Annotated in this window: 12 protein-coding genes, 1 tRNA gene and 1 pseudogene; all 14 read left to right on the forward strand. The window is 59.4% G+C overall.

Features of this window, described 5'->3' with window-relative positions; genetic code table 11:
- Positions 1–88, forward strand: an 88-nt coding sequence (locus EYQ35_06870) for a hypothetical protein (protein ID HIF63857.1), incomplete at its 5' end; no start/stop codon positions are given.
- Between the two features lie 16 nt (positions 89–104).
- A complete protein-coding gene (gene rpmG, locus EYQ35_06875; protein HIF63858.1) occupies positions 105–257 on the forward strand; it encodes a 50S ribosomal protein L33 in 153 nt (50 codons plus the stop codon).
- Between the two features lie 59 nt (positions 258–316).
- Positions 317–393 (forward strand) — tRNA-Trp (locus tag EYQ35_06880).
- A 55-nt stretch (positions 394–448) separates the two neighbouring features.
- Positions 449–649: a preprotein translocase subunit SecE gene (gene secE / locus EYQ35_06885; protein HIF63859.1), complete on the forward strand. Its 201-nt coding sequence runs from the start codon at positions 449–451 to the stop codon at positions 647–649.
- 3 nt (positions 650–652) lie between these two features.
- Positions 653–1,201: a transcription termination/antitermination protein NusG gene (gene nusG, locus EYQ35_06890; GenBank protein HIF63860.1), complete on the forward strand. Its 549-nt coding sequence runs from the start codon at positions 653–655 to the stop codon at positions 1,199–1,201.
- 14 nt (positions 1,202–1,215) lie between these two features.
- Complete coding sequence (gene rplK, locus EYQ35_06895; GenBank protein ID HIF63861.1) at positions 1,216–1,641, forward strand: 50S ribosomal protein L11; 426 nt, start codon at positions 1,216–1,218, stop codon at positions 1,639–1,641.
- 2 nt (positions 1,642–1,643) lie between these two features.
- Positions 1,644–2,345 carry a 50S ribosomal protein L1 gene (locus tag EYQ35_06900; GenBank protein HIF63862.1) on the forward strand — a complete coding sequence of 234 codons (702 nt, stop codon included), beginning with the start codon at positions 1,644–1,646 and terminating at the stop codon, positions 2,343–2,345.
- Positions 2,346–2,427: 82 nt separating this feature from the next.
- Positions 2,428–2,946, forward strand: a complete 519-nt coding sequence (locus EYQ35_06905; protein ID HIF63863.1) for a 50S ribosomal protein L10 — start codon at positions 2,428–2,430, stop codon at positions 2,944–2,946.
- An 86-nt stretch (positions 2,947–3,032) separates the two neighbouring features.
- A complete protein-coding gene (locus EYQ35_06910; protein ID HIF63864.1) occupies positions 3,033–3,419 on the forward strand; it encodes a 50S ribosomal protein L7/L12 in 387 nt (128 codons plus the stop codon).
- Positions 3,420–3,494: 75 nt separating this feature from the next.
- Positions 3,495–7,637, forward strand: a complete 4,143-nt coding sequence (gene rpoB, locus EYQ35_06915) for a DNA-directed RNA polymerase subunit beta (protein HIF63865.1) — start codon at positions 3,495–3,497, stop codon at positions 7,635–7,637.
- A pseudogene (gene rpoC, locus EYQ35_06920) lies at positions 7,637–11,784 on the forward strand (DNA-directed RNA polymerase subunit beta'). Before rpoB ends, rpoC begins: the two are co-directional and overlap by 1 nt.
- A 103-nt stretch (positions 11,785–11,887) precedes the next feature.
- Positions 11,888–12,259, forward strand: a complete 372-nt coding sequence (locus tag EYQ35_06925) for a 30S ribosomal protein S12 (GenBank protein HIF63866.1) — start codon at positions 11,888–11,890, stop codon at positions 12,257–12,259.
- Positions 12,260–12,273: 14 nt separating this feature from the next.
- Positions 12,274–12,744: a 30S ribosomal protein S7 gene (gene rpsG, locus EYQ35_06930; GenBank protein ID HIF63867.1), complete on the forward strand. Its 471-nt coding sequence runs from the start codon at positions 12,274–12,276 to the stop codon at positions 12,742–12,744.
- A gap of 48 nt (positions 12,745–12,792) precedes the next feature.
- Positions 12,793–14,874 (forward strand): elongation factor G, encoded by a 2,082-nt coding sequence (gene fusA, locus EYQ35_06935; protein HIF63868.1) that lies wholly within the window; start codon positions 12,793–12,795, stop codon positions 14,872–14,874.
- Positions 14,875–14,997 lie beyond the last annotated feature (123 nt).

Here is a 14,997-nt window from a genome sequence, read left to right on the forward strand (position 1 = left end):
CATAGCGATGGACGACGGGCTTCGTTTTGCCATCCGCGAAGGCGGACGCACGGTGGGAGCCGGCGTGGTCACCAAGATAACCGAGTAGGCGGAGGCGTTTTGGAATGAGGGATGAAATCGTGCTGGCTTGTTCTGACTGCAAGCGGAAAAACTACCGTGCCAGTCGCAATAAGCGCCTCACTAACGAGAAGCTTGAGCGGCGCAAGTACTGCGCCTCATGCCGTACGCACACGATTCACAAGGAAGGAAAGGTTTGAGCTTGATGCGACTACAGGATGAGACACTCCGGATGATGTCTTCAGTGACGATGTCTTCAGGGTCAGTAGCTCTAACTGGCAGAGCATCGGACTCCAAATCCGAGGGCTGCAGGTTCGAATCCTGCCTGACCCGCCATTCCTGGATTATTTTGCGGTTTGGGCTCGAAGGGCAGGGGTGTCGATAGGAAACAATGGCTGGTGTAATCGAATATATAGAGCAGTCGCGAACCTTCCTGAGCGAGGTTTCGACCGAACTCAAGAAAGTAGTGTGGCCTCCGCGCAAGGAAACCCTGGCCTTTACCTGGGTTGTCCTGATCGTGGTCGCCTTCGTGGCAGTGTACCTGGGCCTGGTCGACTTGGTGCTGTCGATGGCTCTCGGGCTGGTGTTTTAGGAAATGGAAACGGCCGTGGCTGACAACAACCTGCAGTGGTACGTGGTTAACGCCTACTCCACCTACGAAGGGAAGGTGAAGACGCAGCTGCTCGAGCGCATCCATGCTTCGGGCAGGGAAGACGAGTTCGGCGAAATACTAGTGCCGGCCGAGCAGATCGTCGAACTGGTCAGGGGTAAGAAGCGGGTAACGACCCGCAGCCTGTACCCCGGCTACATCCTCATGCACATGAATCTGACCGACGAAAACTGGCACCTGGTCACCGGCACTCCTAAGGTGTCGGGCTTTGTCGGGGGCACTACGCCCTCGCCGGTGCCGCAGGCAGAAGTCGACGAGGTCATGAAGCTCATCGCAGAAGGGGCTTCCGCGCCACGAGCGAGGGCCGGCTTTGAAGTAGGCCAGCAGGTGAAGATAACGGACGGTGCTTTCGCTGACTTTAACGGTATCGTCGAAGAAGTACGGCCGGAGAAGGGGACCCTCAAGGTTTCCATATCTATCTTCGGGCGGGCGACTTCGGTCGAAATGGAACTGGTACAGGTCGAAAAGACCTGAGCGTGTAAGACAAGATGGCAAAGAAAGTCATAGATTCACTCAAGCTTCAGATAACAGCGGGCAAGGCTAATCCCAGCCCGCCGGTTGGACCTGCGCTCGGGCAACGTGGTGTCAACATCATGGAGTTCTGTAAGGCGTTCAACGCGAAGACCCAGGAGATGGGGGGCGTCATCGTCCCAGTTATCATCACGGTCTACGCCGACAGGTCCTTTTCGTTCATCACCAAGACCCCGCCAGCGTCGATGCTGCTCAAGAAGGCAGCGAAGCTGGCCAAGGGCTCTCCCGAGCCCAACAAGAACAAGGTGGGCAGCGTGTCGAGGAAGCAGGTTCGTGAGATAGCCGAGACCAAGATGGTGGACCTCAACGCCGGCTCGGTCGAAAGCGCGATGAAGATAGTGGAAGGGACTGCCCGGAGCATGGGCATCACCGTAGAGGGCTGAGCATGGGTGGCAAGGGAAAAAGATATACGACGTCGGCCGAAAAGCGGGACAGCGAAAAGAGCTACACCCTGGCCGAGGCCATCGAGTTGGTCGCCGGGGGATCAGGTACCGGCTTTGACGAGACCGTGGACGTGGCGATGAAGCTCAACGTGGACCCGAGGCACGCCGACCAGAACGTTCGCGGTACGGTGGCGCTTCCACACGGTACCGGCCGTGACGTCAGGGTGGCGGTTTTTGCCAAGGGGGCCAAGGCCGACGAAGCGAGAGAGGCCGGCGCTGACTTCGTGGGCGATGATGAACTCATAGCCAGGGTCCGGGACGACGGTTTTACTGATTTTGATCGTGCCGTGGCCACACCCGACATGATGGGCGCAGTGGGCAAGGTGGCTCGCGTGCTTGGTCCCAGGGGGCTGATGCCCAACCCCAAGGTTGGCACGGTGACAAACGACGTGGCCGAAATCGTCAAGGAGCTCAAGGCCGGTCAGGTGGAGTACAGGGTCGACAAGGCCGGTATCGTGCACGCTGTTATCGGCAAGGCTTCTTTCGGTGCCGAAAAGTTAGGTGATAACGCGCAGCAACTGATCGGAAGCATACTCAAGGCGAAGCCGTCCTCGGCCAAGGGCCAGTACGTGAAGAGCGTTTGTTTGTCTTCGACCATGGGGCCGGGAATCTCGGTTGACCCTGCCGACTTGAGTCGCAAGTAGACCTGGCGGTTGCCGGTAGACGAGTAGATAGACGTCCGGGCTGAGCCGGACGAAGAGAACAGAGACGAGAGCAAGAAGTAATATGAACCGCGAAGAAAAAGCAGCCAGCGTTGAGATGCTCAACGACAAGTTCAAGGAGGCGCCGATCGCCATACTGGCCCACTACAGGGGGCTCAGTGTCGAGCAGATGTCCACGCTTCGTCGCGAGGTGCGCGCAGCCGACGGCGAGGTGCTGGTAGCCAAGAACCGGCTGGCCCGCCTGGCGGTCAAGGACACGCCCTACGAGCCGCTGACCGAGCTTCTGAGCGGACCCGCGGCACTGGCGTTTGGCTACAGCGACCCGGTCGGGGTGGCCAAGGTTCTGCAGGATTTTGCGGAGGACAATGAAGCGCTGGAGATCAAGGGCGCCGTCATGGAAGGCGAAGCCATCGACGCGGCCAAGGTCAAGCAGCTCGCGAGCATGCCCACCCGCGACGAGTTGCGGGCCAAGTTGCTGGCGTTGATGATGACACCGGCGCAGCAGCTCGTGAGAGTACTGGCGGCGCCGGCCCAGCAGTTTGTACAGGTATTGTCGGCCAGAATCCGACAGGAAAATCCCTAGGCGGGGACACCCGGGTGTGAGGCGCCGACCGGGGGCGCACAGATAAGTAGACGGGTATACCCCGCATCAGTCAGGAGGAAACAGACATGGCACTTAGTGCAGAAGAACGACAGGATATTGTAGAGAAACTTTCGGCGGCGACCGTCCTCGAAGTGGCGGACCTGGTCAAGGAACTCGAGGAGAAGTGGGGCGTGAGCGCTGCTGCCCCGGTGGCCGTGGCCGCAGCTGGTGGCGGAGGCGATGCAGCCGAAGCCGAGGTCAAAGACGAATTCGACGTCATGCTGACCGCGATCGGCGAGAAAAAGATACAGGTCATCAAGGCGGTGCGTGAGCTTACCGGGCTTGGCTTGAAGGAAGCCAAGGATCTCGTGGAAGCTGCCCCGAGCGCGGTGAAAGAAGCCGCATCGAAGGACGATGCCGAAGCCGCGAAGACCAAGCTTGAAGAGGCCGGCGCAACGGCTGAACTCAAGTAATTTAGAACGGTATCGACTGAAATCATCCAGTTCAACGCCGGTGGCCCCCAAGGCCGCACGGCAGCGGGAGATAGTATGGCGTCCAGTGTTACACAGAACCTCAGGCTGAGGCGTGACTTCGGGAAAACCCGTCGCGCGCTCGAAGTTCCTAACCTGATAGAAATCCAGAAGGAGTCTTACGAGACATTCCTGCAGTCGGGCGAGGACCCGGGCAAGCGCCCGGACCTCGGTTTGCAGGGCGTGTTCAAGTCGGTATTCCCGATCAAGGATTTCAGCGGCAGCGCTGAGCTCGACTTCCTGAGCTACGACTTCGGTGAGCCGAAGTACGACGTGGCGGAGTGTCATCAGCGGGGAATGACCTACTCGGCCCCGCTCAAGGTCACCGTGCAACTGGTCACTTTTGATATCGACCCCGATACCCAGAACAAGCAGCTCAAGGACATCAAGGAGCAGGAGGTCTACTTCGGCGAAATCCCGTTGATGACCGGCAAGGGCACCTTCATGGTCAACGGCACCGAGCGGGTCATCGTATCGCAGCTCCACCGTTCTCCCGGCGTGTTCTTTGACCACGACAAGGGCAAGACCACGGCCGCCGGCCGCTTGTTATTCAGCGCGAGGGTAATTCCCTACCGAGGGTCCTGGCTGGACTTCGAGTTCGACGCCAAGGACATCCTATACGTTCGCATCGACAGGCGTCGCAAGTTTCCGGCCACGGTACTGCTGCGCGCGCTCGACATGAGCACCGAGGATCTTCTCAACTACTTCTACCCCAGCGATACCATCCGCATTGACGGGCTGAAGGCCTACCAGGCTTTCAAGCGCGACACGGTAGAAGGACAGGTGGCCGGCAGGGACGTCAAGCATCCCAGCAGTGGTGACGTGATCGTCAAGGAAGGTCGCAAGTTTACGCGCATGGCGCTGCGTCGCATGGAGGAAGCCGGTGTCGAAGAGATTCCGATTTCCCAGGACGAGATCATCGGCCGCGTCGCGGCCCACGACATTCTCGACGAGTCCACCGGCGAGGTTATAGTTGCTTGCAACGAAACCATCACCGACGAGGCTTACGACAACCTGCGCGCCAAGGGCATCGACACCCTGGAGCTCATCTACCTCGACGAGCAGAACCGTGGGCCGTCTTTCCGCAACACGCTGTTGCTCGATAAGCTGGAGAATTCTGCCGACGCTATCGTAGACATCTACAAACGGCTGCGTCCCGGTGACCCGCCTACCCTGGACACGGCGACCAACTTCTTCAACGACCTGTTCTTCAACGGCGAGAAGTACGATCTCGGTAAGGTCGGCCGCCTCAAGTTGAACCGCAAGCTGGGTCTCGATGCGCCGCTGGAACAGGGCACGCTGAGAAAGGAAGACATTCTTTCGGTGGTGAACTACCTGGTGCTGCTGAGCAAGGGTACCGGCTCGGTGGATGACATTGACCACCTGGGCAACAGGCGGGTTCGCACCGTGGGTGAGCTGGTCGAGAACCAGTACCGGATTGGCTTGCTGCGCATGGAGCGCGCGATCCGTGAGCGCATGAGCCTGCAGGATCTCGACACGCTGATGCCGCAGGAGCTCATCAACTACAAGCCGGTTTCGGCGGTGGTCAAGGAGTTCTTCGGGTCGAGCCAGCTCAGCCAGTTCATGGACCAGACCAACCCCCTCTCAGAGGTGACCCACAAGCGCAGGTTGTCGGCACTCGGACCGGGCGGACTGACGCGTGAGCGCGCCGGGTTTGACGTCCGCGACGTGCATCCCACTCACTACGGCCGTGTGTGCCCGATCGAGACCCCTGAAGGGCCGAACATCGGCCTGATATCGAGCCTCAGCGTATACGCGCGCATCAACGATTACGGTTTCGTGGAGACACCGTACCGTAAAGTGACCAACGGCTCGGTGACCGACGAGGTCAATTACATGACCGCGCTCGACGAGGAGGATCACACCATCGCGCAGGCGAACACGCCGATTTCCGCAGCGGGCGCGATCGAGGGCGACATGATCGCTGCTCGTAAGAAGGGTATTTCGCCGCAGGGCGAGCAGACCATGGATTCGACCCTGGTCTCGGCTGAGAACGTGACCCTGATGGACGTGTCTCCTAACCAGCTGGTCAGTGTCGCGGCCGGGCTCATACCTTTTCTTGAGCACGATGACGCCAACCGCGCGCTGATGGGATCTAACATGATGCGACAGGCGGTGCCGTTGCTCAAGACCGACGCGCCCCTTGTTGGCACCGGCATGGAATCGACCGTGGCCCGCGACTCGGGTGTCACCGTGGTGGCCGGGCGGTCGGGCAGGGTGGAGAGTGTTGATTCGGAGCGCATCGTTGTGAAAGTCGACGACGTGACCGATGCCCGCGACGCGGGCGTGGACATCTACAATCTCACCAAGTACCAACGTTCCAACCAGAACACCTGCATTAATCAGAAGCCGGTGGTCAGGGTCAACGAGAGGGTAAAGAAAGGCGAGGTCATCGCCGATGGACCCTCTACCGAGCTGGGTGACCTGGCCCTGGGCCGTAACGTGATCGTCGCGTTCATGCCCTGGAACGGTTACAACTTCGAAGATTCGATCCTCGTTTCCGAGCGCATGGTCAAGGAAGACATGTTTACCTCGATACACATCGAGGAGTTCGAATGCGTGGCCCGTGACACCAAGTTGGGGCCAGAAGAAGTAACCCGCGATATACCTAACGTGGGCGAAGAGGCCCTGGCCGATCTCGATGAGAGCGGCATCATACGCATCGGCGCCGAGGTGGCGCCGGGTGACATCCTGGTAGGCAAGATCACGCCCAAGGGCGAGACCCAGCTGACGCCGGAAGAGAAGCTCCTGCGCGCCATATTCGGTGAAAAGGCTGGCGAAGTGAGGGACACCTCACTGAAGATGCCGCCTGGTACCGAGGGTACGGTCATCGACGCCCGCGTGTTTTCGCGCAAGGGAGTTGATCGCGACGAGCGAGCCGTGCGCATAGAAGAAGAAGAGCGCAGGCGGCTGAACAAGGATCGCAACGACGAAGTCCGCATAATCCGCAACAGCGCCATAGAGACGATGGCCGGTATCCTCGAGGGCCGCGAAACCGCGACACGGCTCACCGATGACAGCCGTAACGTACTGCTGGCCAAGGGTGCCGTGGTCACGCGCGAGCTGCTCACCGAAATTCCATCGAGCTATTGGGGCGAGCTGAAGGTAGGCGACGAAGACGCCGAGGCACGTTTGCTGCGTGTCGTCGACGGCATGAACAGCAAGGTTAATACCATAAACTCGACCTTCGATTTGAAGATCGAAAGGCTGTCAGCCGGCGACGAACTGCCACCCGGTGTGATCCGTATGGTGAAGGTGTTTGTCGCCATCAAGCGGCGTCTGCAGGTCGGTGACAAGATGGCCGGTCGGCACGGCAACAAGGGTGTCGTGTCGCGCATAGTGGCCGAGGAGGACATGCCGTTTCTCCAGAACGGCTCGCCGGTAGACATGTGCCTCAACCCCCTGGGCGTCCCCTCGCGTATGAACGTGGGGCAGATACTGGAAACCCACATGGGCTGGGCGGCCAAAAAACTCGGAGACCGGATCGTGGAAACCGCGGAGAGCGGCGACATGGTCGCCCTGCGCGACATCATGACCAAGACCTATCCGGGAACGGGGACCACCGGGTACATCGAGGGGCTTTCGGACGAAGACCTCATGAGGCTGTCCGAGCTGGCCCGCAAGGGGGTGCACGTGGCGACCCCGGTGTTCGACGGTGCTACCGAAGAAGAAATCTTCGACCTGGTCGAACTCGCGGGGCTTTCAGAAACCGGCCAGGAAATTCTTTGCGACGGTCAGACGGGCAGGGTCTTCGATATGCCGGTGACGGTTGGAGCGATGTACATGCTCAAGTTGCATCACCTGGTGGACGACAAGATACACGCACGCTCCACCGGTCCTTACTCTCTGGTTACCCAGCAGCCGCTTGGCGGTAAGGCCCAGTTTGGTGGCCAGCGCCTGGGCGAGATGGAAGTTTGGGCACTCGAGGCTTACGGCGCGGCTTACACGCTACAGGAGATGCTGACGGTCAAGTCTGATGACGTGGCCGGCCGCACACGGATGTACGAGGCAATAGTGAAAAACGAACACCAACTGGAACCTGGCCTCCCTGAATCTTTCAACGTGATGGTCAAGGAGCTGCAATCGCTTTGTCTTGATATCGAGTTGGTTGAAGAAGGCGACGAGGAGGAGGCTGCCTGATGGAAAATCTTCTTACCCAGCTTTTCGATGCTCCCAAGAACCCCAAGCGCTACACGGCGCTGAAGATAGGCATCGCGTCGCCCGACACGATCCGTTCGTGGTCATTCGGCGAGGTTCGCAAGCCCGAAACTATCAACTACAGGACCTTTAAGCCTGAACGCGACGGGTTGTTCTGCGCGAAGATATTCGGGCCCACCAAGGACTACGAGTGCAACTGCGGTAAGTACAAGCGTATGCGTCACCGCGGCGTGGTGTGCGAGAAGTGTGGCGTGGAGGTCATCCAGTCCAAGGTCAGGCGCGAGCGCATGGGCCACATCCAGCTGGCCACCCCGATAGCTCACATCTGGTTCACAAAGAGCCTGCCCAGCCGCATAGCCAACCTGCTCGACCTTACTCTCAAGGGGTTGGAGAAAGTGCTCTACTACGAGAGCTACATGGTGACCGATCCGGGTGAAGTACCTGATCTCGAGGAGAACCAGCTGCTGACCGAAGCCGAGTTCCGCGAAAAAAACGAGGAGTTCGGCCCCGGGAGCTTTGACGTGGGCATGGGCGCCGAAGCGGTTCGCAAGGTGCTCGAGGATCTAGACCTCGACGACCTTTCAGAGCAACTGAAAATCGACCTGACCGAGACCAAGAGCGTGGCCAAGCGCACCAAGATCACCAAGCGTCTGCGCATCGCCCAGGCTTTTCATCGTTCCGGGGCGCGTCCCGAATGGATGGTGCTCGAGGTCATACCGGTAATTCCGCCGGACCTTCGTCCGCTGGTACCGCTGGACGGTGGGCGCTTTGCGACCTCTGACCTGAACGATCTCTACCGCAGGGTCATCAACCGTAACAATCGCTTGAAGAGGCTCATCGAACTCGGCGCGCCCGACATCATCGTGCGCAACGAAAAGCGCATGCTGCAGGAATCTGTCGACGCGCTGTTCGACAACGGACGCCGTGGGCGTCCCATAGCCGGCGCTAACAAGCGCCCGCTGAAATCCCTTAGTGACATGCTCAAGGGCAAAACCGGTCGCTTTCGGCAGAACCTGCTGGGTAAGCGGGTCGATTACTCGGGCCGCTCGGTTATCGTGGTGGGCCCCGAACTGCGCCTGCACCAGTGCGGCCTGCCCAAGAAAATGGCGCTTGAGCTTTTCAAGCCTTTTATCTTCGGTCGGCTCGAAGAGCGCGGCCTGGTCACGACCATAAAGAGTGCCAAGAAGATGGTGGAGTCCGAGGGGGACGACGTCTGGAATATTCTCGACGAGGTCATCCGCGAGCACCGGTAATGCTCAACAGGGCCCCGACGCTGCACAGGCTGGGCATACAGGCTTTCGAGCCGGTGCTGATCGAGGGTAAGGCAATCCAGTTGCACCCGCTGGTCTGCGCTGCATTCAACGCTGACTTTGACGGCGACCAGATGGCGGTGCACGTCCCGCTGTCGGTCGAAGCCCAGGTCGAAGCCCGCACGCTGATGATGTCGACCAACAACATCCTCTCACCGGCCAACGGCAAGCCGATCATCGTGCCGACCCAGGACATTGTGCTTGGCCTGTACTACATGACCAGGCAACGGCCCGCCGTCAACGGCGCGGAGCCGCGCTTGTTTGCCAGCTTTGACGAGGTTCGGATGGCCTATGACCACGAGATGGTCAAGGTGCAGGAAGGCGTCAAGGTGCGTCACCAGGGCGAGCTGGTAGATACCACGGTTGGCAGGGTGCTGCTGTTCGAGATCGTGCCCGAGGGCGTCGATTTCTCGGAGGTCAACCGGGTCATGGACAAGCGACTTCTCGGTGACCTGGTCGATACGGCTTACCGCGTGGCGGGCAACAAAGCCTGCGTGGTAATGGCGGATCAGCTCAAGGACCTCGGTTACAAAGCGGCGACCCAGGCCGGCCTTTCAATAGGCATCAAGGACCTGAAGATTCCCGCAGCCAAGCAGACCCTGCTGGCAACGGCGGAAGCCAAGGTCAGGGAGATCCAGCTCCAGTACGAACACGGCGATATCACCAACGGCGAGCGCTATAACAAGGTGGTCGATGAGTGGGCGACGGTGACCGACGAGGTCGCCGACGAGATGATGCTGGGCATAGGCAGCCAGGAAACCGTTGACGAGGACGGCGACAAGGGCGAGATTGCCAGTTTCAACCCGGTCTACATGATGGCCGATTCGGGAGCGAGAGGCAGCGCCCAGCAGATGAGGCAGTTGGCCGGCATGCGAGGGCTGATGGCCAAGCCGTCGGGCGAAATCATTGAGACTCCAATCACGGCAAACTTCCGTGAGGGCCTGACTGTGCTCGAGTATTTCATATCGACTCACGGAGCCCGCAAGGGACTGGCCGACACCGCGCTGAAGACAGCGAACTCGGGTTACCTGACCCGCCGGCTGGTGGACGTGTCGCAGGATGCGATCATCAGCCAGGTCGACTGCGAAACCATTGACGGCATCGAGATGAGCTCGTTGATAGAAGGCGGAGAAGTCATCGAGCGACTAGGCGACCGGGTACTGGGTCGCGTGGCCCTCGAGGACATCATTGATCCCTTCGGCAGCGATGTGATCGTGGGGGCCAACGAGGAGATAGACGAAGACAAGGTAGCCCGCATCGAGGACGCCGGAGTGGAGAAGGTGAAAATCCGCTCGGTGCTCACCTGTCGTGCGAACCGCGGCGTCTGCACCCTGTGCTACGGACGCGACCTGGCTCGTGGTCACCTGGTGAGCCAGGGCGAGACCATCGGCGTGATAGCCGCGCAGTCCATCGGTGAGCCGGGCACGCAGCTGACTATGCGAACCTTCCACATCGGTGGCACGGCGAGTAGGCGGGCCGAGCAGACCAAGCTCGAACCCCGGCACGCCGGTACCATTCGTTACCATAACCTCGACTCGGTGAAGGACCCCGACGGCATAGCCGTTGTAATGTCACGCAACGCCGAGGTCATGGTAGGCGAGGTCATGAAAGACGGCCAGTTCCGGGAGAGGGAGCGTTACCCGCTCACCCACGGAGCGAGGCTGAGCAAGCAAGAAGAATCCACGGTAGAAGCCGGCGAAATCATAGCTGAGTGGGATCCGTTCCTGACGCCCATCATCACTGAAGTCGGGGGTGTCCTGAAATACGCCGACCTGGTGGATGCCGTTACCATCGAAGAGCAGGTTGACCCCAACACGGGCATGGCCACCAACGTGGTGAAGGGAGTGCCCACGGGCAAGGACTTACAGCCGCGCTTGTTCGTGGTCGACGAGGGTGGCAACACCATCGAGCGACCCAGGGGCGGAGCGGCTCGCTACAACCTGCCGCAAGGGGCTTACCTGAACGTCGAAGAGGGAGCCGAGGTTAAGCCAGGACAGGTCATCGCCAAGATTCCCCGTGAAACGACCAAGACCAAGGACATCACCGGTGGACTGCCCCGCGTTGCCGAGTTGTTTGAGGCTCGCAAGCCCAAGGAATCGGCGGTCATATCGGAGATCGACGGTCAGATCAGTTTCGGTGCCGACAGCAAGGGAAAACGCAAGGTCGTTGTGACCCCCGAAGTGGGCGAGGCGCGCGAATACCTGATCGCCAAGGGCAAGCATCTGCTCGTCCAGGACGGCGATTTCGTAAGCGTTGGCCAACAGATACACGCGGGCTCTTCGAACCCCCACGATATTCTCAACGCCAAGGGCGAAAAGGATCTCGCGGCTTACATGGTCGACGAGATACAGGAAATCTACCGCTTGCAGGGTGTACGCATCAACGACAAGCACATTGAGGTCATCGTCAGGCAGATGCTGCGCAGGGTGAAGATCACTGACACCGGCGATTCCGAGCTGTTGGTCGGGGACCAGGTGGAAAAAAACCGTTTCGAGCTTATAAACCAGGGCTTGATCGAACAGGAGCTAAGGCCGGCACGGGCCGACCCGATGTTGCTGGGAATCACCAAGGCGGCGCTGGCCACAGAGAGCTTTATCTCGGCGGCGTCCTTCCAGGAGACCACCAAGGTGCTGACAGAGGCCGCCATCAACGGGGCTGTCGACAACCTGGTCGGTCTCAAGGAGAACGTCATAATGGGCCGTCTCATTCCGGCAGGCACTGGATTATCGGACTATTCGGGGATTGAAGCCGACTGTCCGAACGCCGGGGAGCTGGTGGAAGACGACCTTAGCCCGATGCTGGCGCCCTTTGGAGATTGACTGGGAAGGATTTGCGAATTAGATTGAGCGATTCGCTGTTTTTCTGGACCCAGAAAAGGGTTCGAAAGGCGGCAGCTGAACAAGGAAAAGAGGAAAAGTAACCGTGCCGACTATCAACCAGCTCGTACGCAAACGCCGTAAAAAGCAGGTGCGCAAGAGCAATACGCCTGCCCTGGATGCCTGCCCACAGAGGCGCGGGGTGTGTACGCGCGTGTATACAAGCACGCCCAAGAAGCCGAACTCGGCGCTTAGAAAAGTAGCCCGTGTACGCCTGTCCAATGGCCAGGAAGTCACGACCTACATCCCGGGCGAAGGCCACAACCTGCAGGAGCACTCGGTGGTGCTGCTCAGGGGGGGCAGGGTCAAGGACCTGCCGGGTGTTCGCTATCACATTGTCAGGGGCACGCTCGATACCGTGGGCGTAGAAGAGCGTCGGCAGAGCCGATCGAAGTACGGCGCGCGGCGTCCGAAGTAAGGGGGATAGGGTAAATGTCTAGAAAAGGCCCTGCGCGTAAACGAGAACTTCTTCCTGACCCGCGTTTCAAGGAAACCGTCGTAACGCAGTTTGTGAACTGCATGATGGTGGACGGCAAGAAGAGCCTCGCTGAAAGAATTTTTTATAGTGCCCTTAGCAAGGTTAAGGAACAGACCGGCGAGGACGGTTTGGAGACTTTTAAGAAAGCGCTCGACAACGTGCGTCCCTCCGTGGAGGTGCGTTCACGGCGAGTCGGTGGAGCGACCTACCAGGTTCCCGTCGAGGTGAGACCGACCCGCAGGGTGGCATTGGCCATACGTTGGATCATCTCCAACGCCAGGTCGAGAGGCGAAAAGACGATGCGCGACCGCTTGTCGGCCGAGCTCGTTGACGCAGCCAACAACCGTGGCTCGGCAGTTAAGAAAAGAGAAGATACCCACCGAATGGCGGAGGCCAACAAGGCTTTCGCGCATTATCGCTGGTAGTTGCTCGAAGAAAAGACCAGGCAACAGGCGAGATAGTAAAGATTCATCATGGCAGCTGCTGTACCACTGAATAAAACCCGTAACATCGGGATCATGGCCCATATCGATGCGGGCAAGACGACCACGACCGAGCGGATTCTTTTCTACACGGGTGTGAGTCATCGGATGGGAGAGGTCCACGACGGCGCGGCCGTCATGGACTGGATGGTCCAGGAACAGGAGCGGGGAATCACCATAACCTCGGCGGCTACAACTTGTTTCTGGGATGACCACCGCATCAATATTATCGACACGCCCGGCCACGTGGACTTCACCATAGAAGTGGAACGATCGTTGCGGGTTCTTGACGGAGCCGTTGCTGTTTTCTGTGCGGTGGGCGGCGTTGAGCCGCAGTCGGAAACAGTGTGGCGGCAGGCTGACAAGCACGGAGTGCCGCGCCTGGCCTTCATCAACAAGATGGACCGCGTAGGCGCGGATTTCGAAAGGGTGCTCGGTGAATTGCGCGATCGCATGGGCGCTCCAGCCGTCGCCTTGCAGCTGCCCATCGGTGCCGAAGACAAGTTTATAGGCGTCGTCGATCTCGTCGGCATGACCGGCTGGGTCTGGGAAGTAGAAGACATGGGCGCCGAGCCCAGCGAGTGTCCGATTCCTGCCGACATGGTCGACGCTGCTAATGCCGCGAGAGAAAAGCTGGTCGAGGCTGTTGCTGATGTGGATGAGCAGGTCCTTGAAAAGTTTCTCGAGGGTGAGGAAGTTGGAGAGGCGGAACTGATCGCGGGCATACGCAAGGGAACCACGAGTCTCGATATCTGCCCGGTGCTGTGTGGCTCGGCATTCAAGAACAAGGGCGTACAGACGGTTCTCGACGCGGTGACCAGGTACCTGCCCTCGCCGTTGGACGTACCCCCGGTCGTGGGCATAAACCCCGACAGTGGCGAAGAAGAAACGCGCGATGCCAGTACCGACGCCCCGGCTGCTGCGCTCGCGTTTAAGATAATGTCGGATCCTTACGTCGGTACCTTGGCCTTTTTGAGGGTCTACTCGGGCAGGCTGAAAGTCGGCGACACCGTCCTCAACTCGACCAAGCGCAAGAAAGAACGCGTTGGCCGCTTGCTGCGCATGCACGCCAACAACCGCGAGGATGTGGAGGTGGCCGAGGTTGGCGATATCGTGGCCATCGTTGGACCCAAGACGCTTCGTACCGGCGATACCGTTTGCGACGTACGCTCACCGATTACACTGGAAAGTATCGATTTCCCGGACCCGGTTATCTCGGTTGCCATCGAGCCCAGGACCAAGGCTGACCAGGAAAAGATGGGCCATGCCTTGCAGAAGCTCGGTGCCGAGGATCCCAGTTTCAGGGTCAGCCACGACGAAGAGACCAACCAGACGCTGATTTCGGGTATGGGCGAGCTTCACCTTGAGGTGATTATCGACCGGCTTACCCGCGAGCATTCGGTCGACGCTAACGTGGGCCGGCCGCAGGTAGCCTACAGGGAGACCGTGCGTAAGACGGTCAGGCAGGAAACCCGTTTCGTCAAGCAGACCGGTGGCCGCGGGCAGTTTGCGCACGTGTGCATCGAGCTGGCCCCCCAGGAGCCGGGCGGTGGCTTTGAATTCATAGACAAGACCAAGGGTGGCGTTATACCCCGTGAGTACATTTCCTCGGTAGGAAACGGCGTGCGTGCCGGCCTCGGTTCGGGGCCCCTGGCCGGTTACCCGGTGGTTGATTGCAAGGTGGAGCTCTACGACGGTTCTTCTCACGACGTCGACTCCTCGGAGATGTCTTTCAAAATTGCGGGATCGATGGCCATCAAGGCAGCCCTGCAGAAAGCTTCCCCTGAATTGCTTGAGCCGGTCATGGCCGTCGAAGCCGTCGTGCCCGACGATTACATGGGCGATGTTATCGCCGACATAAACAGCCGGCGCGGTCGTATCACGAAGATGGACACCAAGGGTGCCACGCAGGTAATCAGCGCGCAGGTTCCGCTGGCCGAGATGTTTGGTTACGCCACGGAGTTGAGGTCACGGACTCAGGGCCGTGGCACTTACTCGATGCAGTTTGAACACTACGAGCCGGTACCGGCTTCGGTTTCCGAGGAGTTGGCCGTCAAAGCGGCCAACTCTTGATGATGAGAATGGCTTGAAGAAAGCTGGAGAGGAGAGGAAGAATGGCCAAGGAGAAATTTGATCGCAGCAAGGAGCACGTAAACGTGGGGACCATTGGTCACGTTGACCACGGTAAGACCACAC

The organism is Candidatus Binatota bacterium, from assembly GCA_012960245.1.
Taxonomy (GTDB): domain Bacteria; phylum Desulfobacterota; class Binatia; order UBA1149; family UBA1149; genus UBA1149.

Coding starts and splice junctions, on each gene's coding strand:
- EYQ35_06900 (HIF63862.1), top strand. CDS start 1,644: ATGGGTGGCAAGGGAAAAAGATATACGACGTCGGCCGAAAAGCGGGAC.
- rpoB (HIF63865.1), top strand. CDS start 3,495: ATGGCGTCCAGTGTTACACAGAACCTCAGGCTGAGGCGTGACTTCGGG.
- secE (HIF63859.1), top strand. CDS start 449: ATGGCTGGTGTAATCGAATATATAGAGCAGTCGCGAACCTTCCTGAGC.
- nusG (HIF63860.1), top strand. CDS start 653: ATGGAAACGGCCGTGGCTGACAACAACCTGCAGTGGTACGTGGTTAAC.
- rpmG (HIF63858.1), top strand. CDS start 105: ATGAGGGATGAAATCGTGCTGGCTTGTTCTGACTGCAAGCGGAAAAAC.
- EYQ35_06910 (HIF63864.1), top strand. CDS start 3,033: ATGGCACTTAGTGCAGAAGAACGACAGGATATTGTAGAGAAACTTTCG.
- rplK (HIF63861.1), top strand. CDS start 1,216: ATGGCAAAGAAAGTCATAGATTCACTCAAGCTTCAGATAACAGCGGGC.
- EYQ35_06905 (HIF63863.1), top strand. CDS start 2,428: ATGAACCGCGAAGAAAAAGCAGCCAGCGTTGAGATGCTCAACGACAAG.
- fusA (HIF63868.1), top strand. CDS start 12,793: ATGGCAGCTGCTGTACCACTGAATAAAACCCGTAACATCGGGATCATG.
- rpsG (HIF63867.1), top strand. CDS start 12,274: ATGTCTAGAAAAGGCCCTGCGCGTAAACGAGAACTTCTTCCTGACCCG.